Annotated in this window: 16 protein-coding genes; 8 read left to right on the top strand and 8 right to left on the bottom strand. The window is 59.5% G+C overall.

The genetic code is table 11. The features are described 5' to 3' along the window. Positions 1-13: 13 nt before the first annotated feature. Together ACR0D6_RS14135 and ACR0D6_RS14130 are read right to left on the bottom strand one after the other, a co-directional pair. Positions 14-1,930: an ABC transporter substrate-binding protein gene (locus ACR0D6_RS14135; RefSeq protein ID WP_480765935.1), complete on the bottom strand. Its 1,917-nt coding sequence runs from the start codon at positions 1,928-1,930 to the stop codon at positions 14-16. Then, complete coding sequence (locus tag ACR0D6_RS14130; RefSeq protein ID WP_480765934.1) at positions 1,923-3,695, bottom strand: ABC transporter ATP-binding protein; 1,773 nt, start codon at positions 3,693-3,695, stop codon at positions 1,923-1,925. Before ACR0D6_RS14130 ends, ACR0D6_RS14135 begins: the two co-directional genes overlap by 8 nt. A 229-nt stretch (positions 3,696-3,924) precedes the next feature. On the opposite strand from ACR0D6_RS14130, the gene ACR0D6_RS14125 reads away from it, so the two are divergent. The 6 genes from ACR0D6_RS14125 (at position 3,925) to ACR0D6_RS14100 (ending at position 11,052) form a co-directional block, all read left to right on the top strand. Continuing rightward, complete coding sequence (locus ACR0D6_RS14125) at positions 3,925-4,422, top strand: class I SAM-dependent methyltransferase (RefSeq protein WP_480765933.1); 498 nt, start codon at positions 3,925-3,927, stop codon at positions 4,420-4,422. Positions 4,423-4,470: 48 nt separating this feature from the next. Further along, positions 4,471-5,619 carry an acetate/propionate family kinase gene (locus tag ACR0D6_RS14120; protein WP_480765932.1) on the top strand — a complete coding sequence of 383 codons (1,149 nt, stop codon included), beginning with the start codon at positions 4,471-4,473 and terminating at the stop codon, positions 5,617-5,619. Positions 5,620-5,708: 89 nt separating this feature from the next. Further along, positions 5,709-6,338 carry a glutathione S-transferase family protein gene (locus ACR0D6_RS14115; protein WP_480765931.1) on the top strand — a complete coding sequence of 210 codons (630 nt, stop codon included), beginning with the start codon at positions 5,709-5,711 and terminating at the stop codon, positions 6,336-6,338. A gap of 115 nt (positions 6,339-6,453) precedes the next feature. Continuing rightward, positions 6,454-8,856, top strand: a complete 2,403-nt coding sequence (locus tag ACR0D6_RS14110) for a GcvT family protein (RefSeq protein WP_480765930.1) — start codon at positions 6,454-6,456, stop codon at positions 8,854-8,856. Further along, positions 8,853-10,373 carry a trimethylamine methyltransferase family protein gene (locus tag ACR0D6_RS14105; RefSeq protein WP_480765929.1) on the top strand — a complete coding sequence of 507 codons (1,521 nt, stop codon included), beginning with the start codon at positions 8,853-8,855 and terminating at the stop codon, positions 10,371-10,373. The genes ACR0D6_RS14110 and ACR0D6_RS14105 overlap by 4 nt, the downstream gene beginning before the upstream one ends. Before the next feature lie 4 nt (positions 10,374-10,377). Beyond that, positions 10,378-11,052 (top strand): TetR/AcrR family transcriptional regulator, encoded by a 675-nt coding sequence (locus ACR0D6_RS14100; RefSeq protein WP_480765928.1) that lies wholly within the window; start codon positions 10,378-10,380, stop codon positions 11,050-11,052. Positions 11,053-11,078: 26 nt separating this feature from the next. Here ACR0D6_RS14100 and ACR0D6_RS14095 read toward each other — a convergent pair whose 3' ends face one another. Next, positions 11,079-14,486: an indolepyruvate ferredoxin oxidoreductase family protein gene (locus ACR0D6_RS14095; protein WP_480765927.1), complete on the bottom strand. Its 3,408-nt coding sequence runs from the start codon at positions 14,484-14,486 to the stop codon at positions 11,079-11,081. A 143-nt stretch (positions 14,487-14,629) separates the two neighbouring features. Here ACR0D6_RS14095 and ACR0D6_RS14090 point away from each other — a divergent pair, with 143 nt between their 5' ends. Beyond that, positions 14,630-15,091: an Lrp/AsnC family transcriptional regulator gene (locus ACR0D6_RS14090; protein ID WP_170654219.1), complete on the top strand. Its 462-nt coding sequence runs from the start codon at positions 14,630-14,632 to the stop codon at positions 15,089-15,091. A gap of 9 nt (positions 15,092-15,100) precedes the next feature. Here ACR0D6_RS14090 and ACR0D6_RS14085 read toward each other — a convergent pair whose 3' ends face one another. Further along, positions 15,101-15,490, bottom strand: coding sequence for a DUF3307 domain-containing protein (locus ACR0D6_RS14085; protein WP_170654217.1), 390 nt, complete (start codon positions 15,488-15,490; stop codon positions 15,101-15,103). Between the two features lie 168 nt (positions 15,491-15,658). On the opposite strand from ACR0D6_RS14085, the gene ACR0D6_RS14080 reads away from it, so the two are divergent. Beyond that, the gene (locus tag ACR0D6_RS14080) at positions 15,659-18,703 is read left to right on the top strand and encodes an ABC transporter transmembrane domain-containing protein (RefSeq protein ID WP_480765926.1); all 3,045 of its coding nucleotides are present in this window, start codon (positions 15,659-15,661) and stop codon (positions 18,701-18,703) included. Between the two features lie 6 nt (positions 18,704-18,709). On the opposite strand, the gene ACR0D6_RS14075 is transcribed toward ACR0D6_RS14080, so the two are convergent. The 4 genes from ACR0D6_RS14075 to ACR0D6_RS14060 all read right to left on the bottom strand — a co-directional run bounded on the left by ACR0D6_RS14075 (position 18,710) and on the right by ACR0D6_RS14060 (position 22,755). Then, the gene (locus ACR0D6_RS14075; protein ID WP_170654433.1) at positions 18,710-18,997 is read right to left on the bottom strand and encodes a metalloregulator ArsR/SmtB family transcription factor; all 288 of its coding nucleotides are present in this window, start codon (positions 18,995-18,997) and stop codon (positions 18,710-18,712) included. 112 nt (positions 18,998-19,109) lie between these two features. Then, entirely contained in the window at positions 19,110-20,342 is a 1,233-nt protein-coding gene (locus tag ACR0D6_RS14070; protein ID WP_480765925.1) for a mandelate racemase/muconate lactonizing enzyme family protein, read from the bottom strand. A 23-nt stretch (positions 20,343-20,365) separates the two neighbouring features. Beyond that, entirely contained in the window at positions 20,366-21,472 is a 1,107-nt protein-coding gene (locus ACR0D6_RS14065) for a Zn-dependent alcohol dehydrogenase (RefSeq protein WP_480451846.1), read from the bottom strand. A gap of 83 nt (positions 21,473-21,555) precedes the next feature. Then, positions 21,556-22,755, bottom strand: coding sequence for a TCR/Tet family MFS transporter (locus ACR0D6_RS14060; protein WP_480765924.1), 1,200 nt, complete (start codon positions 22,753-22,755; stop codon positions 21,556-21,558). Position 22,756 lies beyond the last annotated feature (1 nt).

The raw sequence follows: 22,756 nt of genomic DNA, 5'->3' as shown, positions 1-22,756 counted from the left end.
TCAGCTGCTCCCGTCATTCCGCAAAAAAGAACTCATCTACGCGGTGGACTCCGAAATGCGAACCCGGATCCCAGGCCCACAGCGCTTTTTGCGGCACGTTGCGCAGCCGGTTGGAAACGACGATGGGCTGAGGTGCCCCGTTCAGAATGCCGATGCCAAACACCTCATCCGCGTGGATTTTAAGCATTTCTTCCCACGCAGCGGCGCGTTCTTCGTCTGTGGAGGCCATGTCCCAGTCATGGGCCAGCTCCATCAGCCGTTCGGCCGAGGGCATGTCCGGTTTCTCACCGACCTCACCCCCGGTCTGATGATATTGACCCCATTTTGGCCAGGCCAGAAACACCTGATCGGTGGGAGCCAGATATGCGGGCGAGGTATAGACCTGTGGAATGCCGTTGTCCCAGCCGAACCAGACCGATGCCATTGAGTTGCCGGCAAAGACCCGGTTGCGCAGGATGTCCCGGTCTAGCGGACGCATCACCAGTTTGACACCGACGTCCCGCCAGTTGTCGGTCACGATCTGCAGCGCGTTTTCAACTTCCTGACGTTCACCGGCGGTTTCAATGATCAGTTCCATCGAGCGGCCATCCGGCAGCATGCGGATGCCGTTCTTGTCCCGCTTGTCCAGACCGGCCTCGTCCAGCAACTGATTTGCCGTTTCGGGATCGAACTGGGCCCAGGCCGCCTGATTGTCCTCGTTGTAGAAGGCCGAGGCGGGCAGAACCGACATTGCCCCCGGTTTTGCCAGCTTGAAATACAGGGCCTGGTTGATGGTTTTCCGGTCAATGGCTAGAGACAAGGCGCGGCGTACCCGCACGTCGCGCAGCACTTTTTGCCAGACATCGTCGGTAAAGTTCAGGTTGGGATAAATCGCGATCTGCGAGGCTACACCGGTTTCCCAGAGGTAGGTTTTGTAACCTCCCCCATCCTCACCCTTTTTCAGGATCGAGGCGTCGCGAAAGTCCAATCCTCGCCCCTGAAGATCCGTTTCACCCGCATTGGCCTTGGCCGCGACCAGCCCGGGGGCCACGATCTCCATCTCGATGACGTCGATATAGGGCAGTTGCACGCCTTTCGCATCAACCCGGTGATAATAGGGATTGCGGACAAAGTGGTGACGGATTTTCTTGCCCGAGCTGGCGTTGACCCAAGGCTGCAATGTCGGCAGTTCGTGGTTGTCGAACTTGTACATGTTGTCCAGCTTGTTGTGCAGCGCCGCCCAGCTTTTGACCCGTGTGTCCTCGACCGCCGCTGCCAGCGCAGCCGGTTCCGCATAATCCTCGTGATACTGTTTCAGGAATTCTGCCGGGCGATAGATGAAAGGCGGTCGGGCCTGCGCCAGGCTTTGCAGAAAGTTCGGGTTCGGATCGTCCCATTCATAAACAACAGTTGTTTCGTCCGGGAAGGACACCGAGGGCGGTTTACCGTTCACAAGCAGGAAATCCGGCGGGCCGGAAGGGCTGAGAAAGTCGTTGTTGGCAACGTCCTCCCACCAGTATCGGAAGTCGTCGGAGGTGAAAGGCGAACCGTCCGACCATTTGTGTCCTTCGCGTAGGTGCAGGGTGAATTTCCGGTTGTCTTCGTTTTCGAACGACTGCAGCAGATCCGGGACAAGTTCGTAGTTTTCGTCATAGCCCACAAGCCGCGCATAGCCATAGACAACCATCTGGCGCAAATCCTTGGACCGGGTGACCATGGTCCGCAGTGTGCCGCCTTCGGTGCCGAACTCGCGCCCCTTGGCGGCAAGGTCGACGATCAGCGGTTCAGCGGGAAGTCGTTCCTGAACCGGAGGCAGATTTCCCGCGTCCACTTCGGATTTCCAGAACGTGCCTTCCTGAGCGGGGGGAACGGTTTCCGCCGCAGCCGGAAGGAGGGACGCAAATGCCAGCGCAGTGGCCAGAAGCAGTGATTTTCGAGGGGTCTTAAACATGGCAACGTACCTTATGGCCGGGCTCCATTTCCACCAGCGAGGGTATCACGGACTCGGAAAACCGAAAGGCTTCATCCCAGCTATCGGGAGAGCCCGCACCCAAAGCGACCAGATTCAGGTCGATGGGACGGTTGATATCGGGTTCCGGCTGCGCCGCGATCAGCGCTTTGGTGTATGGGTGTTTGGGGTTGTAAAACAGTGTGTCGGGCGGGGCTTGCTCGACGACCAGACCTTGGCGCATCACCGCAACTTCGTCGGCAATTCGGGCTACAACGGCAAGGTCGTGCGAAATGAAAAGGTAGGACAGGTTCAGGCTGTCCTGAAGCTGTTCCAGCAGGGTCAGGATCTGTTCCTGCACGGATACATCCAGGGCAGAAGTCGGCTCGTCGCAAACGATCAGCGACGGGTCCAGCATCATGGCGCGGGCGATAGACAGACGCTGCCGCTGGCCGCCGGAAAAGGCATGCGGATAGCGTTTCAGCATGTCGGCGTTCAGTCCCACACGTCTTAGCATCGCGGCTGCTTTCTCCCGGTGCTCGGCAGGTCCGCCGATGCCGTGGATTTCCAGCGGTTCGGTCATCGCGTCCTGAATGCGCATGCGAGGGCTAAGAGAGCTGTAGGGGTCCTGAAACACCATCTGGGCCTGCCGCTGGAACGCCGTTCGTTCAGCGCGGCTCATCTTGTGGACAGTAATCGGCTCCTGATCGGGGGTAGGGCGGAACAGAACCTCGCCGCCGGGATCGGGCAATTCGGCGCCGAGGGCGATCCGCGCGGCTGTTGTCTTGCCCGACCCGCTTTCGCCGACGATGGCCAGTGTTTTGCCGCGGGCAAGCCTGAAATCCACACCGCGGCAGGCATGTATCAGTTTTTCCGCCTTCCAGCCCTGACTGGACCGCATGGTATAGGTCTTGGAGACGCCCTTCAGTTCCAAAATCAGGTCTTCGTCGGGCATCGGCAGGCCAACCGTATCCTGATCGGGAATGGCGGGCGCCGCATTAAAAAGCTGCTGCGTGTAGGGGTGGGCCGGGGATTCGAGGATGAGGTTCGCCGCTCCGGCCTCCATCACGCGGCCTTTGTGCATGACGACGACCTGTTCGGCCATATTGGCAACAACGCCCAGATCGTGGGTGACAAGGATCAGGGCCATCCCCGTTTCTCTCTGAAGCTCCTTGATCAGCCCCAGCACCTGCGCCTGCGTGGTCACGTCCAGCGCGGTTGTCGGTTCGTCCGCGATCAGCAGGTCCGGCTTGGACACCATCGCCATCGCGATCATCGCGCGCTGGCGCATCCCGCCGGACATTTCAAACGGATACGAGTTGTAGGCCCGTTCAGGATCGGGGAACCCGACGCGTTCGAATTGTTCCAGAACCGTGCGTTTGGCCTGACGCTCGGACGCGCCGCGATGCAGCCACAGCACTTCGCTGACCTGATTGCCGATTTTGTGAAGCGGCGAGAGCGATCGCATCGGTTCCTGAAAGATCATCGAGATTCGGTCGCCGCGAATATCACGCATCCGGCGCTCGGAAATTTGTGACAGGATCGTCGGTTCTGATCCGCCGCCCAGTGTCATTGTCCCGCTGCGGATCTGGGCGGTGCGGGGCAGAATACGTAGAACCGCGCGGCAGGTGATTGTCTTGCCCGAGCCGGATTCGCCAACCAACGCAAGCGTTTGGCCCGGCTCGACGTCGAAATTGACGTCCCTGACGACCGGGTCCGCCGTGCCAAAGCCGATGCTCAGATCCCGGACAGACAACAACGGGGTCATTCGGGTTTTCCACCCGTCTTGTCGCAGATCGACATCGGCTTTTACAACTCCCTGTTTTTTTATCACAGTTTCGCGCGCTTGGACCCAACTAGTCAAACCCGTTCTTAGGCCGAAACGTCGCGGAATTGTGAAAACTTTCGCTGTGCGACTACACAAGTTCTTGAGTATTTGGCATGAAACTCATCGCCGGGCGCGATCCGGCCCGACCGTATCAGAGGAGAGCCCGCCCTTGTCCGACACCAAAAGTCGCCTTGACGTTTTCATTGATCGCATGGTGTCCCAGCGCGCCTGTCTGGATTTTGCCATCGCGCAAACGGCGCAGATGGGCGGTCCTGTCTTTGAGCTGGGATTGGGCAACGGTCGGACCTATCACCACATGCGACAGCGCATTTCGGGTCGGCCGGTTTATGTGTTCGAGCGCAACGTAGCCTCGCATCCCGATTCCACACCGCCTGACGAGATGCTGATCTTGGGCGATGTGCGTGAGACGTTGCCTGCCTCGGTTGATCGTTTCGGGGCAACGGCCAGTTTAATTCATGCCGATCTTGGCGGGCACAATCTGGAAAAGAACGATGCCTTTGCACGGTTCGTTTCCCCGTTGATCGAACCATTACTGGCAGAAGGCGGGCTGATGGTGTCGAGCGACCGGATGTATTTTGACGGGCTGACCGAAATTTCGCTGCCTGAGGGCGCAGTTGAAGGCCGGTGTTTCGTCTATCGTCGCTGACAGCTACGCAGACCCAGAAACAAGGACGTTTGGAAAGCAGGAGCTGTGATGAACGCAATTCTGACATTGAATGCAGGCAGTTCCTCGATCAAGTTTGGCGTCTACCGGGCCGAGGCTGAGCCCGCGTTGCTGTGGCATGGGCAGGTTGAAAACCTGGGCCCTGTCGCCAGTCTTGTGCTGGAGGGTGACGACGCCCGGCAGACGTTTCAGATAGGTCCGGCAAATCACGCCAACGCGGTCACCGCGATTCTGGAGGCGATTTGCCCACGGCTGGGGCAGAACCGGATTTCCGGTGTCGGGCACAGGATCGTGCATGGTGGCCGAACGTTCAGCGGCCCGACCGTTCTGACTGACCATGTGATGACGCAGCTTGACGCGTTATCCCCTCTTGCCCCGTTGCATCAGCCACACAACCTTGCCGCCGTACGTGCGGCGCAAGAGGCATTCCCCGACGCGGTGCAGGTGGGGTGTTTCGATACGTCCTTTCACTTTGGCCATCCCTTCGTGAACGACGCGTTTGCCATTCCGCGCCGGTTTTATGAAAAGGGCGTCAGGCGGTACGGGTTTCACGGTCTGTCCTATGACTACATCACCGGCAAACTACAGCAGGATTACCCCGAGCTTGCGGCCGGCAAGGTCGTGATTGCCCATCTGGGCAACGGCGCGTCGATGTGCGCGGTCGAAAACGGGCAGAGCATCGGTTCGACCATGGGTTTTTCGGCTCTGGACGGTCTGCCAATGGGTACGCGGTGCGGGCAACTTGATCCCGGCGTCCTGCTGTATCTGATGGAGCAGGGCCACAGCGTCGATGCGATCACGCATATCCTTTACAAGAAAAGCGGTCTTTTGGGGCTCAGCGAAATCAGCCACGACATGCGGACCCTGCTGGCCAGCGATGACCCACGCGCGAATGAGGCGATTGACTACTATGTCTTCCGGATCAAGCGAGAGCTTGGCGCCATGGCGGCCATTCTGGGTGGAATGGATGCGGTCGTGTTTTGCGGCGGCATAGGGGAACACGCCGCGCCGATCCGGGAACGGGTTCTGGAAGGGATGGAATTTCTGAACCTCCGCCTGAATGCCGAAGCGAATGACAGCAATTCGACGGTGATTTCGGACGGCGGCATTCCGATCCTTGTTATCCCAACGGATGAAGAACGGGTGATTGCGCGGGCGGTCTGTCAGGCGATCACCTGAAACTGCCGCAGGGTAACGGCAGGAAACCCTCGCCTTGGGGCGTGGCCTGACCATATCGTGGTGACATCCGGATCAAAGGTTGCCCACACATGATTTTCTACGACTGCTCGACCGCGCCCAATCCACGCCGTGCCCGTATGTTCATCGCCGAAAAAGGGCTTGAGATCGAAACCCGCGATGTCTCGATCGCCAAGGGCGAACAGCTGGGAGAGGAGTTCAGAGCCATCAATCCCCGGGCAACCATTCCGGTACTGGTCACTGACGAGGGCACGGTTCTGGCCGAAAACCTTGGAATCGCCGCCTATCTTGAGGCGCAATTTCCCGAACCTCCGCTGATGGGTCGGACGCCCGACGAAAAGGGGTTAGTTCTGATGTGGAATGCGATTGTCGAGCAGCAGGGCGGTTTATCCGTCGGCGAGGTGCTGCGTAACACGCATCCGGCATTCAAGGACCGGGCCATTCCGGGGCCGGTCAACTATGCGCAGATACCGGAACTGGCACAGCGCGGTTCCGATCGGCTGGCCCGGTTCTTCGATGTGCTGGAGGAGCGTCTTCAGGAAAGCCCCTTTGTTGCCTGCGATCACTTCACCCTTGCGGATATTTCCACCTTTGTTTTCGTCGACTTCGCGCGGGTGATCAAAGCGCGCATTCCCGAAGGAAACACGGCGACGCTGAATTGGTTTCAGGCCGTACAGGAGCGCCCTAGCGCTCAAATCTGAAAAATTTCCCGAATTTTGTGCATTCGAGGGTTTCGCCCAGCACTGTACAGAAATGTCTAGACAGAAGTGAACAGTACGCATAGCGTCTCTTGCGAGTCGTCCAGGGGAGGTCGGGATGAAGTCTCAGTATCGCGTTGTGGTCATCGGGGGCGGCGTCGTTGGCGCCTCGGTTCTGTATCATCTGGCCAGATTTGGCTGGAGCGATGTCGTTATGCTGGAACGGCGGCGGTTGGCCTCAGGGTCATCATGGCATGCGGCGGGGGGTATTCATGCACTGAATGCCGATCCCAACATGGCGGCGCTGCAGGCCTATACCATCGACCTGCTGAGCGAGATCGAAAAGGAATCGGGCCAGAATATCGGTCTGCACATGACCGGCGGTCTGACGCTGGCCGGTACACCCGAGCGGTGGGAATGGCTGCAGTCGAACTATCGCACCTTCCAGTCCATCGGCATTGACGATTGCGAGTTGCTGACGCCGGAAGAGGCGCAGAAACGCTGCCCGATCATGTCCACCGACGGTGTGCTGGGCGCGATGTGGGCCGATCGCGAGGGATACATCGACACAACCGGTACAGTGCAGGCCTATGCCACCGCCGCAAAAAAACGTGGCGCGGAATACTACGAGGAAACCAAGGTCGAGGAACTGATCCAGACCGAAGATGGCTGGCAGGTCGTGACCGACAAGGGCACGATCACCTGCGAACATGTGGTCAACGCGGCAGGCCTCTGGGCCAAGCAGGTAGGGCGCATGGCGGGCATCGAACTGCCGGTCTCGCCGCTCAAGCACCACTATCTGATCACCGATTCAGTCCCCGAGGTTGCAGCGGCCGATTTCGAGATGCCGATGACCGTGGATCTGGAAGGGTTCACCTATATGCGACAGGACCAGAAAGGTGTTCTGGTCGGTATCTATGAGGTCGATCACGAACACTGGGCCATGGACGGCGCGCCGTGGAACTATGGCGAGGAACTGTTTCAGGAACAGCTGGACCGGATCGAGAACGAGTTGACCCTTGGCTTTGAACGGTATCCGTCGATTCAGAATGTGGGCATCAAGACCTGGGTGAATGGGGCCTTTACCTTTTCGCCCGATGGCAACCCTCTGGTCGGTCCGGTTCCGGGCAAGCGCGGGTACTGGTCCGCCTGCGCGGTGATGGCAGGGTTCCTGCAGGGCGGCGGAGTCGGCAAAACGCTGGCCGAATGGATGATCCATGGCGAGCCCGAGGCCGATGCATGGCCGATGGACGTGGCGCGCTATGGCGATTTCGCCCAGAACAAACGTTTTATCCGTGAGACCACGGGCCAGTTCTATTCCCGCCGTTTCGTGATGACCTATCCGAACGAGCAACTGCCTGCGGGCCGTCCGCTGAAAATGGCCCCGGCACATGATGCGATGAGCGAGGCTGGGTGCAAATGGGGCGTAAGTTGGGATTTGGAAGTGCCGCTGTATTTTGCGCCAAAAGGGTTTGAGGAGACACCGACGCTCAAACGGTCCAACGCGCATGATATCGTGGCCGAAGAATGCAAGGTGATCCGTGAAGGCGTGGGTCTGATGGATATCTCGGGCTTTTCGCGGTTCGAGGTCACCGGACCAAATGCACAAGCTTGGCTCGACAAGGTCATGGCCTCGAAACTCCCTGCACCAGGTCGGGCAAAGCTGGCCCCGATGCTGGGCGAGAATGGGCGGCTCAAGGGTGATCTGACCGTGCTCAACTGGGGCGACGGGAGCTGGTGGATCATGGGCAGCTATTACCTGCGCGCGTGGCATATGCGCTGGTTCGACGATCACATGATGGATGGAGTCAAAATCCGCGATCTGGGTGAGGAATATTGCGGGTTCGCCGTGGTTGGTCCGAAATCGCAGGACGTGGTCGAAAAGCTGGCGGAACAGGATATCTCGGGGCTCAAATTCATGGGCTGCGGTGATTTTGACATCGGCCTTGTCCGCGCCCGCGTTGCGCGTATGTCGGTGACTGGCGAAAAGGGTTTTGAGATCAACTGCCGCTATGGCGATCACATCAAGCTGCGCCGCATGCTGCTGGAGGCTGGAGCCGAAGAAGGCATCCGCGAGTGTGGGTTCAACGCGATGCTCTCGACACGGCTTGAGAAAAGCTTTGGCATCTGGTCGGCGGAATTCACGCAAGCCTATACGCCGGGCATGACCGGAATGGACCGCTGGATTGACTGGGACAAGGAGTTCGTCGGCAAAGAGGCTGCGCTGGCCGAGCGTGATGGTAACGGTCCGGCACAGGTGCAGGTCACGCTGGAAATTGACGCGCTGGATGCCGATGCCAGCGGGTACGAGCCGATCTGGGCCGATGGCGAACGCGTCGGGTTCGTGACCTCGGGCGGGTATGGCCACTATACCGGCAAGTCGCTGGCAATGGCGCTGCTGGATCGCGACAGGGCTTCGCCGGGGACTGAACTTTCCGTCCATGTGGTTGGGGTCGAGCGGCCTGCCCGGGTTGTTGCCCCGTCACCTTACGACCCTCAAGGCAAGGCGATGCGGTCATGACGCGTCGGGGCCGCCGGGCGCGCGCTGACGCTGCGGATACGCCACTGCGACAGGTGGATTACCGCAATCTGCGCAATCCATTCCCGCCGATGGCGGCTTTTACAGAGGACCGTATCGAGGCGCTGCATCAGGCGTCTCTGACGGTACTGGAAGAGATCGGGATCAAAGTCCTGCTGCCCGAGGCGCGCGACCTGTTCCGGCAGGGCGGGGCGCGGGTCGAGGACGAGATGGTCTTTGTCGGTCGCGAGATGGTCGATGCGGCACTGGCCTCTGCGCCCCGCTCCTTTGTTATGAAAGGGGCGGTGCCCGAACGCGATATCACGCTGGAACTGGGGCGGCTGGTGTTTCAGCCCGGTGCGGGCGCGCCCCACGCCACCGATCTTGAGCGTGGTCGACGCCCCGGCACGTTGAGCGATTTCCGTGAGATGGTCCAGATCACCCAAGCCTTCGATGTGCTGCACATGGTGCCGCCTCTGGTCGAGGCGCAGGACATTCCGATGCATCTGCGCCACTATGCGATGACCGAGGCGGAACTGACCCTGAGCGACAAGGTGCCGTTCATCTATTCCCGCGGCACGCCGCAGGTCATGGACGGGTTCGAGATGATCCAAACCTTTCGAGGGCTGTCCGATGATGAATTTCAGGCGCAGCCATGGTGTTACACGATCATCAACACCAACTCGCCCCGCGTGATCGACATGCCGATGGCGCAGGGTCTGATCGACTTTGCGCGGGCAGGGCAGATGTCCATCGTCACCCCCTTTACCCTGATGGGTGCGATGGCACCGGTGACGGTTGCCGGGGCTATGACGCTGAGCCATGCCGAGGCGCTGGCCGCTATCACGTTGACCCAGCTTGCCAAGCCGGGCGCGCCGGTCTGTTATGGCACCTTCACCAGTAATGTGGATATGAAGTCTGGCGCGCCTGCGTTCGGGACGCCCGAACATTTCACCGCTTCGCTGGTGGCCGGTCAGCTGGCGCGCAAGGTCGGGCTGCCGTGGCGCTGTGCCGGTGGCAGCGCCGCCAACATAAACGATGCCCAGGCGGCGAATGAGACGCAGTTCGGATTGTGGGGATGCCTGATGGCCGGGGCCACGGTCGTGATCCATTCGGCGGGGTGGCTTGAAGGCGGGCTGACAGTATCGTTCGAAAAAATCATAACCGATCTGGAAGTGCTGCAGATGGTGGCCGAGCTTTGCGCCGGAACCCCCGCGACCGATGCCGACATTGCGTTGGACGCTCTGCGCGAGGTTCAGCCATCGGGCCATTTCTTTGGCGCGGCGCATACGATGGAACGATATCAGACGCAGTTCTATGAACCTCTGGTCGGGGACTGGTCGAATTTCGGTACATGGAGCGAACGCGGTGCCGTCGATGCAAACCATCGGGCCACCGGAATATGGAAGAATATCGTTGAAACGGCGCAGCCACCGATGCATGACGCCGATCGCGCCGCCGCTCTGAAGGATTTCGTCGCCCGACGCAGCGCCGAGGGCGGAGCACCACCGGAGAGTTGAGCAGATGAACACCAAACCAGTCCTTCACCGCGATGATCCCGATGCCGAGCCGTTGGTGGGCAACGTCAAGGTCACGCGCGACGATTGGCTGAACGTGGCCATGGACGTTCTGATCTCGGACGGGGTGGAGCAGGTCAAGGTGCTGAACCTTGCCGAGCGTATGGCCGTCTCGCGGTCATCCTTTTATTGGTACTTCAAGTCCCGGCAAGAGCTTCTGGATGCGCTTCTGGCGCGGTGGCAGGCCACAAATACGGCAGCGTTGATCGCGCAGGCCGAAGCGCCCGCCAAGACGATCACGGCGGCGGTCTGCAATGTGCATCGGTGCGTGGTGAACACGGCCCTGTTCGATACGGCGCTGGATTTCGCGGTTCGGGACTGGGCGCGCCGGTCCGGCAAGGTGCGCAGAATGCTGGATCAGTCCGACGCAAACCGTCTGGACGCACTGCGCGCCATGTTCGCGCGGTATGGGTATCAGGACACCGAAGCGGAAACCCGTGCGCGCGTGCTTTATTACATGCAGATCGGTTACGATCTGGCGCAGTTGAACGAACCGCTGGCCACGCGTTTGGCGCTGGTTCCGCATTACCTGTTCGTCTTTACTGGCGTTGAACCGTTGCCTGAAGAGGTCGAAGAATTCAGCGCCTATGCCCGGCAATACTGGGAAGGGGAACCCGTCTGATCCGGCCGAAATTCTGTTGATCCGGGCTATTGTAAGTCACTTTCCACAGTGACACGCGCCTTGACAAAGCTGTCTTCACGGACCGGACCATAGCCCCGAATGTCATCTGCTGCGGCCAAGGCCTGACGCCATGCTTCCCCGGTTTCGGGATCATAATCCTGCAGCAGGCGATCCAGCAAAGCGTTGTACCAGTCGCGGATATCACGGTGCAGGCGGGCTTCGGCATGATAACCGAAGGGGTTCAATCCGGATCCGCGCAGAGATTTGGCCCGTGCAAGAACTCCAAGAACAGGGCGCAGCCACGGGCCGATAGCGCGTTTTGCCGGGCGGCCACGTGCATCGCGGCGTCCGTTCAGAATAGGTGGTGCCATGTGGTATCTGACCTTGTAATCTCCCTGGAAATGTTGCGCCAGTTCCTGCGCGAAACTGTCCCCGGTCATGAGGCGTGCCACTTCGAATTCGTCCTTTACAGCCATGAATCTGAACAGGTTGCGGGCGATGGAACGCAGCATATCTTCGGGGACATCAGGCAATGCCGTCCGGATTTTGGCCATGCGATCCGTATAGCGTTTTGCATAGCGGGCGTTCTGATGGCCGGTCAGATAGTCAACACGGCGCATGATCATCTGATCCAGCGTTTCGGTTTCAGGCGTCGGGTCTGAATAACCTTGCAACTTTGCCGGATCGGCAGCCATGCAGCGACCGATAGCAAAGGCGAGCCGGTTGGCTTCGACTGCTACACCGTTCAGCAGGATGGCCTGTCCCAAAGCGGTGGCGGATACCGGCACCAGACCTTTTTGCCACGCATAGCCCAGCATCATGACATTGGCGAAAACCGCGTCGCCCAGCAGGGTTTCAGCGGCGGCGTTGGCGTCAAAGCCCGCGAGGTTTTGCGCGCCCACCACGTGTGAGATTGCCTCTTCCCGTGCATCGGTCCGAAGCTGCGCGTCGCGTCGTAGCACCAGATCACCGGTCGGCATTTCAGCCCGGTTCAGCACCACCTGCGTGCCCTTCCGATAATGCGCCGAAGCCTTTGGGGCCGAACTGACGACGATATCGCACCCGATCACCGCATCTGCGGTTCCCTGATCGATGCGGACCTGATTTAGCGCCTCGGGGTTGTCGCCCAGTCGGATGTAGCTGAGGACAGTTCCAAATTTCTGCGCAAAGCCGGTAAAGTCCAGAACGGACGTACCGCGGCCCTCAAGATGCGCGGCCATCGTGATCAGGGCGCCCACCGTGACCACGCCGGTGCCGCCAACCCCCGTCACCAGCAGGTCGAAAGGCTTGTCCAGTATCGGCAGTTTCGGGTCAGGCAGACCGCTTTCAAGTGTGCTCAGGTCCAGTTTGGCAGCTTGCTTGCGCCGGGTTGCGCCTTCGACCGTGACGAAGCTGGGACAAAAGCCGTTCAGACAGGAAAAATCCTTGTTGCAGGTCGACAGATTGATTTTGCGTTTCCGACCCAGCGGCGTTTCGCGCGGTTCGACACTCAGGCAATTGGATTCGACCGAGCAATCGCCGCAGCCTTCGCAGACCAGATCGTTGATCCAGACAAAACGGTTCGGGTCCTCCATCGTGCCCCGCTTGCGGCGGCGGCGCTTTTCGGTGGCGCAGGTCTGTTCGTAGATCAGAACCGTAACGCCCGGGATGTCGCGCAATTCACGTTGCAGCAGGTCCATTTCCGAGCGGTCGTGAAATGAGGTCTGCGCCGGGAAATCCGCGTGATGGAACTTGGAGATGTCGTCCGAGATGATAGCGATCCTCTCGACCCCTTCGGCGCGGCAGGTCTGGGCGATGCCCGCCACGCTGATCGGGCCGTCGACGGGTTGCCCGCCGGTCATCGCCACGGCGTCGTTGTAGAGAATCTTGTAGGTGATGTTGGTTCCCGCAGCGACCGCCTGGCGAATGGCCAGCGAGCCTGAATGATACCATGTGCCTTCGCCAAGGTTCTGAAAGATGTGCTTGCCGCCATTGTATTTCGAAGCGACCACATGCGGCACGCCCTCTCCGCCCATCTGGGCGTAGCCGACGGTCTGGCGATCCATCCACGATGCCATGACGTGACATCCGATGCCGCTTGCCGCCGTCGAGCCTTCGGGCACTTTGGTCGAGCTGTTGTGCGGACAGCCCGAACAGAAATAGGGCGTGCGGGTTGCGCCCGGCACATTGATCAGTTGCGGCGGCGTATCGGTCAGCGCCGTGGCTTTGGCGGGCAGGCCTTCCTCGGGGAAGAACGTGTGCAGGCGCGCGGCGACGATGGGGGCCAGCATCAGGGGGCTCAACTCTCCGGTCCAGGGGAGCAGAGGCTCGCCGTGGCTGTCGTATTTACCGACCATTTTATGCGGCTTGTCGCCGGGCCAGTCATAGAAATACTCCTTGAACTGGCTTTCGATGATGCCGCGTTTTTCTTCGACGACCAGAACTTCGGCCTTGCCTTTCACGAAACGCAGGGCGTTGCGGCGGGCCAGCGGCCAGACCATGCCGACCTTGTAGATGTCGATGCCAAGCTCCCGGCATTTTGCCTCGTCCAGACCCAGAAGGCGCAGGGCCTCCATGAGGTCCAGATGCCCTTTGCCCGTTGTGACAAAACCGAATTTTGCGCCCTCGATATCGTAGATGCGCTGGTCAATTGGGTTTTCTTCGGCAAAGGCCCGCACCGCACGCAGCTTGTGTTTGATCCGGGTTTCGATCTCGGGCGAGGGCAGGTCGGCCGATCGTACGTGAAGGCCGTTGGGAGGTATGTCGATTTCAGGCAAGATGAACTGCCTGTCCGGCCGGAGTTCGACCGACCGGGCGCTTTCCACGGTTTCGGAAATGGCCTTGAACCCGACCCATGTTCCCGAAAACCGGGACAGGGCAAGCCCGTATTCGCCGAAACTCAGATATTCGTCGACCGAGGACGGATTGAGCGTTGGCATGAACCACGCCATGAAAGCCACATCAGACTGATGCGGCATCGAAGAGCTGACACAGCCATGATCGTCACCCGCCACGACCAGCACACCGCCCTTTGGGGCCGATCCATAGGCGTTGCCATGTTTCAGTGCGTCACCAGACCGGTCCACGCCCGGCCCCTTGCCGTACCACATGGAAAACACGCCCTCGACTTCGCATTGCGGGTCCAGCGATGCCTGCTGAGCGCCAAGTACTGCTGTCGCGCCGAGGTCCTCGTTCACGGCGGGCATGAAGGTGATGCGATCCTGTTTCAGACGATCCCGTGCGCGCCAAAGCTCCAGATCCAGACCGCCAAGGGGCGAACCGCGATAGCCCGAGATGAAGCCTGCAGTGTTCAGCCCGGCATCCCTGTCACGGCGCGCCTGATCCATCATGATACGCGCCAAGGCCTGTGTGCCTGTCAGGAAAACCCGGCCCTGTTCAAGTTTGTAGCGATCTTCCAACTGGTATGTCTGAAGAGATGTCTCGTGGCGGCTCATCTGGATAACCTGTTCGGTATTTCTGGTAGATGAGAAATTCTAGGTCATGTATTGTGGAAATGTGATCCAATTTTGCCGAAGTATGGGTTAACAGTCGGAAAATTGTGTCAAAAAGATAGTGGATTCTGAAAGGTCTGACCGAAATGACTGAGCTGGATGACCGCGACCGGCGGATTTTGACGATGCTGCAACGCGATTGCCGCATCTCGAACGCGGACCTTGCCGAGGCGGTGGGCATGTCCGCATCCGCCTTGTGGAGGCGCGTCAGGTCTCTGGAAGAACTTGGAGTGATCGAACGCTATGGCGCGATCGTAAATCCATCCGTCATGGGGCTGAGCTTTGAGGCGATTGTGCACGTGCATCTGACCCGGCATGACCCTGACAAAATCGTCGAGTTCATAAGGTCGGTTGAGAACAGCCCGGAGGTTCAGGAATGTTATGCAACAACAGGACAGGCGGATTACCATCTGCGGGTGCTGTGTCGAGACCTGTCGGCCTATAACCTGTTCCTTGAGGATTTTCTGTTCCGTCTGCCCGCCGTGGCAAGCGCGCAAACAAATGTAGTTTTGCGGACGATCAAGCGTAACCGACCGGTGGAACCCTGAAGCGGAACGTTACCCGACGAACTTGGCCCAGGCCCAAACCATGGCGACATAGGTCAGGTTGTGCAGGCACTGATCCAGACCAGCGGCACGCCAGTAGGCGGCTTGCGTCGGCTGAAGCTTTTTCTTGTCGGAATAGTTGGCCTTGGCGAAATCAATGTTGAAATGAATGATCCATTCCAGTGCCGCGATGATTAGCACGAAACTGAGCGGCGACCCGACGGCCAGAAAAATAACAACCGATCCAATGACATGAACGGCCGCGTGTTGCGCCCGTCCCATATGAAAATACTCGCCCCGACCGGAAAGCATCTTGGGCGTCTGTAAATAAAAATCGGCAAACATATGTTTGATCTGCAAAAGGCAGAGCAACAGAAATATGGTGCCAAGCAAAGCAGGCAAGGCGGCCCTCCCGATATCGTCCTGTTTACAAGACTAGGGTTTTAAAGTGTTTCACGCAAATGAACTCGTTCACATATGGCGCAGAATGGCAAAAAGCGCTAGCATTTGCTTCACTTGACACGAATGCGATAAATTGAACCTGTAAAAATTTGGTGGTCGACGCGAAAATTGAACCACCTGGTTAAGCCGACAGGGGCAGGTCCCATAGAACGTACGTTATTTAGGTTCATCTGGAAGTATTCGAAACGCGATCAGCTGGTTCTGCTGGCCGTGACTTCGACTCTGTTCCCGCTGCTGTATCTGACACTGGAGCTTCCCAAGCGCATCATCAATGACGCGATCGGTTCTGCCAGCCAGACGATTGAATTCTGGGGCTTTTCCTTTGAGCAGACCCAGTTTCTGGTGATCCTGTGTTTTGCATTTCTGGCCGCGGTATTGGCTCATGGCCTGATGAAAATGCGCATCAATACGATGAAAGGCGTTCTGAGCGAACGGATGCTGCGGCGGTTCCGCTATCAGCTCATCAGCCGGATATTGCGCTTTCCCCAACCCTATTTCGAACGCGTCAGTCAGGGCGAACTGGTATCGATGGTCACCGCTGAAAGCGAGCCGATGGGCGGTCTGATGGGGGATGCGATCAGCCAGCCGGTGCTGCAGGCGGGTCAGATGCTGACGATCCTGTCGTTTCTGTTCCTGCAAAGTGTCTGGTTCGGGTTGGCGGCGGTTGCCCTGATCCCTTTGCAGGCGTGGTTGATCCCGAAACTGCAGCGGCAGATCAACCTGCTGAACAAGAAACGCATTCAGGAGGTCCGGGTTTTGGCCGCCCAGATCGGCGAGAGCGCAGCAGGCGCCTCCACCCTGCGCGGCAATGGCGGCTGGCGCTATCGCCGAGCGATGGTTTCAGACCAGTTGGGGCGGCTGTTCGGTATCCGGTTCGATATCTACCAGAAAAAGTTCTTTATGAAGTTCATCAACAACTTCATCTCGCAACTGACGCCGTTCATGTTCTATCTGGTCGGCGGTTATCTGGTTCTGCGGGGCGAGGTGTCGCTGGGTGCACTGGTCGCGGCGCTGGCGGCGTATAAGGACCTCAGCTCGCCGTGGAAAGAGCTGCTGGCCTATTACAACCAGACACAGGACATGTCCCTGCGCTGGGAGGTTGTCATCGAGCGGTTTGCACCCGATGGCATGGTCGATGAGTCCCTGTTTGACGGCGACCCAGCCGAGCGTCCCAGACTGAATGGCGATATCGTTCTGGATCACGTGTCGGTGCGCGATGCCGATGGAAACCATGTTCTGGATGACCTGTACGCCACGCTTCCCGGCGGAGGGGCAATCGGGATCTCGGCGCCAAGCGAGGAAGACCGCCGCGCGCTGGGAGAGTTGTTGACGCGCGAGGTTCTGCCCGGATCAGGCAAGGTGACGGTCGGCGGTTTGAATTTGTCCGAACTGCATCAGGGGGTCGTTGCCGCGCGGATTGGATTTGCGACCTCGCGCCCGGTCATGTTTCAGGGCACGTTGGGCGACAATGTGATGATGCCGATGCGATACCAGCCGGTTGGTGACATTCCGGACGACCCCGATTTTCAGGAAACATTGCGCGCCGGAAACAGCCCCGATCCGTTCGGGGCCGAATGGCTTGACCCGTCACTTGCGGGATTTGACGATTTCGAAAGCCTTAGGGACTGGTGGCTGAAACTGATCGAAGGGATGGGATCGGGCGATACCTTGTTCCGGCGCGGCGCGGATCAGGTCTTTGACGCTGAAGAGCATCCGGAACTGGCGGCAAAGCTGGTGGAATTGCGCCCGCAGGTGCAACAGGCGATCCGGGATGCGGGGCTTGGGCATCAGGCGCTGGTCTTTGACCGCAACGCTTACAACCCCGCCTTGCCGGTGGCTGAAAACCTGTTGTTTGCGACGCCCCGCGTTCCGGTAACCCAGGACCTGCTGGCGCAGCAGACCGTGTTCCTTGGACAGTTGCGAGAACTGGGACTGGACGAGACACTGGTCAGCTTGACGCGCGATGTGATCGAGATGCTGCGCCAGATCTTTGGTCTGGACGGAACCGATCACCCGTTGTTCCGCAAGCTGGGACTCGAAGCCAAAACCTATGAGGCGGCCGTTGAGCTGGTTGAGAAAACCCGCAAGGACGGCGCATCGGGACTGAATGACGCGCAACTGGCCAACTTGCTTGCGGTGCCGTTTGTCATTTCGGCCGAACAGATTGGCCCAGCCTTTTCCGACGGGCTGAAGGGCCGTATTCTGGAACTGCGGCAAACCCATTCTGAAGAGCTTTTGGAACGTCTTCATGATGTTTTCGTTCCCCTTGACCCGGACAGCTTCGCGCCGGGATTGACGGTTCTGGAAAACGCCCTGTTCGGTAAGGTCAGTCAAGTCGGCGGCGCGCGCTCGGACGAGGTGCGCAAAATCATCGCGGACGCCTTGGCTGAAAACGGCGCTCAGTCTCTGGTCATCGAGTTGATCTATGACGTACCCGTTGCGCTGGGCGGGCAGAACCTGCCAGCGGTATTTGCCGAGCCGCTTGCGTTTACGCGGGCGACGATCAAAAAGCCGGACATCCTGATACTGGAAAATGCGCTGGCGAGCTATGACATGGCCACTCAGGTTGCCGTGTACAAAAATCTGCGCGCCCTTTTGCCGGAGACAACGGTAATCTACCTGAATGATCACTTCCAGGACCCCGATGTGTTCGATTTGCACATCGAAGTACGACAGGGCAGAATTGTGTCAGAGGAGGCCCCGATGGAAGTCGAAGAAGACGGCGCGGCATCCGCCGATCTGGTGCGCAAGCTTCGGGCGCTGGAACAGACGCCGCTGTTTTCGGAACTGGATCGTAGACAGCTGCGGCTGCTGGCGTTTGGTGCTCAGTGGTACGAGGCCAAGGCCGGCGAGACGGTGTTCCTGAAGGATGACCAGCCAAGGGACGGCGCCTATATGATCATCGACGGCGAGGCGGGCCTGTATCTGCCTCAGAAAGACGCTGCCGATCAGTTGATCACTCGAGTGGGGGCGGGGACACTGGTGGGTGAATTGGGGCTGATCCGCAAAGAGCCGCGCGCTCTGAGTATGGTCGCGGAAACCGACCTGACCTGCCTGCGCATCGGTGAAGAGGAATTCCTGGCGGTGGTTGAAAACGACGCCGCGACAGCGTTCAAGCTGTTGCAGGTCATCGCAGGATACGTTTCGAATTGACGCCCGTCAGGATTGGGGTTTGCAGAACAGCGTGTAGAGCAGACCGATCATCTGTGCCGTGTTTCCATCCGAAAGCGAATAATAGATCGCCTTGCCGTCGCGGCGCGTCGTGACCAGACCCTCTTCGCGCAGGCGGGCCAGCATCTGACTGACTGCGGCCTGACGAATATCCAGAAGTTTCTCAAGCTGACCAACCGATTTTTCACCTGCTCCAAGATGGCACAGGATCATCAGACGGCCTTCATGCGCCAGTGTTTTCAGAAAGGCGGCGGCCTGACTGGCGCTTTCCTGCATGTCGACGGGCGTTTCAGGTGTAAGGGGATCAGAAACTGTTTCCTGAATTGTCACAATCTGCTCGTGTAGTAGCTAAAAGTTGGAGCAATATGCCCCAACCCAAGCTGTCTTGTCACCCCTCGGTTGCAGGAGCGCCCCCCTGAAATGCGTTCCCGTGTACGTAATCGCAGGGGTCTTCCTGCATTTGCAGGTGCAAACCGTCGCCGGTGTAGGGGTGCGCGCGGGCCAGGTCCTCGTCAACTTCGATCCCAAGTCCGGGCGCGGTCGGAGGCGTAACAAAACCGTCTTCGATCCGGATCGATCCTTTGATCAGTTGATCGTGGAAGGGCGTTTCGATGGTTTCCAGCAGCAGAATATTCGGGATCGAGGCCGCCAGATGGATGTTGGCCGCCCATTCCACTGGTCCGGCATAAAGATGCGGGGCCATCTGGGCGTTGAAGATCTCGGCCATGGCGGCGACCTTTTTCATCTCCCAGATACCACCGGCGCGACCCAGTGCGGGCTGAAGAATCTCGGCGGCTCCGGCGCGCAGAACGGCGCCGAATTCGGCCTTGGTGGTCATGCGCTCGCCGGTCGCGACGGGGATGCGCACGTTACGGGCCACGCGCGCCATGTCGTCGATCATGTCGGGTGGGGTCGGTTCCTCGAACCACAGCGGGGAATAGGGCTCCAACGCCTGGCCCAGCCGGATGGCACCGGCGGTGTTGAACTGACCATGGGTGCCGAACAGCAGATCGGCCTTGTCGCCGACGGCCTCGCGGATGGCTTTGCAAAAGGCTACTGACATCGAGATGTCGGACATTGCAGGCATATGCCCACCGCGCAGTGTGTAAGGCCCCGCCGGGTCGAATTTCACGGCGGTATAGCCCCGCCGCACCATCTCGGCCGCGCAGTCCGCAGCCTGTTCCGGTGAGGTCCAGAAATCGGTCAGATTATGCTGCGGCAGGGGGTAAAGGTACGTGTAGGCGCGTATACGTTCATTCATCCGTCCGCCAATCAGGGCATGAACGGGCCGGTCGCGATCCTTGCCCAGAATATCCCAGCAGGCGATTTCAAGCCCCGAAAACGCGCCCATAACCGTCAGATCGGGGCGCTGCGTGAAGCCGCTGGAATAGGCACGGCGGAACATCAGTTCGATGTTTTCGGGGTTCTCTCCGGCCATATGCCGTTCGAACACATCGCGGATGACATGCTTCATCGCTTCGGGTCCCACGGATGAGGCATAGCATTCGCCCCAGCCGGTTATGCCTGTATCCGTGGTGACCTTGACCAGTATCCAATACCGCCCGCCCCAGCCGGGCGGGGGTGGAGCGGTGACGATGATATCGAGGTCCTGCAGTTTCATCGGGCGTCCTTTCTGCGGCGGTATCAGCCCGCTGCGGTTTCCCGGTCGAAGATGATGACGTTGCGCTTGGCGCTGCCGGTTTTTGTATCTTCAATGGCCTCGTTGATCTGGTCCAGCGTCCAGCGACCCGAGATCAGCTCATCCAGCTTCAGGCGGCCCTGCTGGTAAAGGTCGATCATCCACGGAATATCGCGTTGAATGACCACGTCGCCCATCTTGGAACCGATCAGCCCCTGACCGATGGCGGCAAGGATCACCGGTTCATAGCTGGCCGTTGCCCCCGAATGCGGCATGCCGATCATGATCGCCTTGCCACCGCGCCCCAAATAGCGGGGCGCCTGATCATAGGCCGGGATGGCGCCGACGGTAATCAGGACGGCATCCGCCCCACGCCCGCCCAGAGCCTTGAAGGCGGCTCGCCACGGTTCTTTCAGCGTTGCCAGAACACCGTGGGTCGCGCCGAATTCCTTTGCGATTTCCAGCTTGTCCTCGGTCATGTCAACGGCGACGATGCGGCGGGCCCCGGCAATGCGCGCTCCCTGAATGGCGTTGAGGCCAACGCCACCCGCACCGATCACGACCACATCCTGTCCAGGGCGCAGATTAGCGGCGTTCACGGCTGCCCCAACGCCGGTGATCACGCCGCAGGACAGCAGGCTGGCCACATCCTTGTCCATCGTAGGCGGGATCTTCACGATCTGCCGGTGGTTCACGACGACCTTTTCCGCAAAAGCGCCACATGCCATCGCCTGTTCCAGCGGGCCGCCATCGCCGGTCCGCAGCGGGCCTTTCACCGTGTCATAGGGCGTTTCGCAGATAGTTGGTTTGCCACCGGCGCAGGACGGGCATGACCCACAGGCGCGGATCAGGGTGACCACGACCGAGTCACCCGGTTCAAAGCCACCGGCGGATTCACCAACGGCCGTGACGATCCCGGCGGCCTCGTGCCCGTAGACCGACGGCAAAAAGCCGCCCCATGCGCCGCTGGCATAGGTGATGTCGGAATGGCAGATGGCAACGGCGTCCAGCGTGACCTCGACCTCGCCCATGCCGGGTGGGGCGAGTTGAACCTCTTCGATGGTCAGAGGTTTTCCGAACTCCCTGCAGACGGCTGCTTTGATGGTTTGCATGGCTCTCCCCCATTTGCTCAGAGGCCACGGTGGCGCGTGGTTGAGCGGTCTGCAAGGTGGAAACCGTCATGGACGTGTCGTTGTTACGCCACGACGGGCCGGGCGCGCACAAAAATCACGCAACCGACCAGCATCAATACCAGTGCAAGCAGGAACGGTGCGCCGGGCAGATAGATTGGTGCGTCTTCGCGGATGAACTGGGCGAAGACTGCCGTCATGAATAGGGGCGAGATGACCATCGAAAGCGCGTGGAGGGCCGCAAGCACGCCCTGTAACTCACCTTGCTGCGAATCGGGCACGGATTTCGACATCATCGCCTGCAGGGCCGGGGTGACGACCGCACCCAAAGCCGTGACCGGGATCATCAGCAGGGCAATGAAGCCGTTTGTCAGAAACGCAAGTATGCCAAAGCCGACGATATCGAATATCTGCCCGTATATCACGGTTCCGCGCTCGCCCAGGTAGCGGGTGGCGGGGCGGATCAGCCCGCCCTGAACCATGGCCATGCCGATCCCGTAGATGCCCAGCGACAGGCCGATGATCTGTGGGGACCAGCCGAAGCGCTCCTGCGTGAAATAGGCCCAGATCGCGGGATAGACATATATCGAGACAGAATAGAGGAAATAGACCCAGAGCAGGGGCTTGATGCCGGGAAGTGCTGCAATCGCCCGGATTGCGCCAAACAGGTTGGCGCGCCGCCAATGAAAGGCGCGCCGGTTGGCCTCAGTCACGGTTTCGGTCATCACGAACATGCCGATCAGAAAGTTCAGACCGGCTAGTCCGGCGGCGGCCCAGAACGGGGCGCGGGTGCCATATTCGCCCAGCAGGCCGCCCATCGTCGGGCCCAGAACAAAGCCAACGCCGAAGGCCGCGCCCAGCATGCCGAATTTGGCGGCCTTTTCATGGGGTTTGGAAATGTCGGCCATGAATGCGGCGGCTGTGGAATGGGTTGCGGCGGTGATGCCGCCAACGATGCGGCCCACCAGCAACAGCCAGATACTGCCCGCAATAGCCATGACGATATAATCCAGCGCCATGACGAACAGCGAAACCAGCAGGACCGGACGGCGGCCATAGGCGTCGGACAGGCTGCCCAGAACGGGGCCAAACAGGAACTGCATCGCTGCAAAGGCAGTGCTGAGCACACCGCCCCAGATCGCGGCATCGGCCAGTGTGCCGCCCTGAACCTCAACGATGAGGTCCGGCATGATGGGCATGATCAGACCGATGCCCATTGCATCGATCATCACCGTGCTCAGCACAAAGAAATATGGCAGCCGCATG

It is taken from the genome of Ruegeria sp. BJ6, assembly GCF_056537885.1.
The sequence above is the reverse complement of the archived record's forward strand: the minus strand, read 5'-3'. Positions and strand labels throughout refer to the sequence as shown.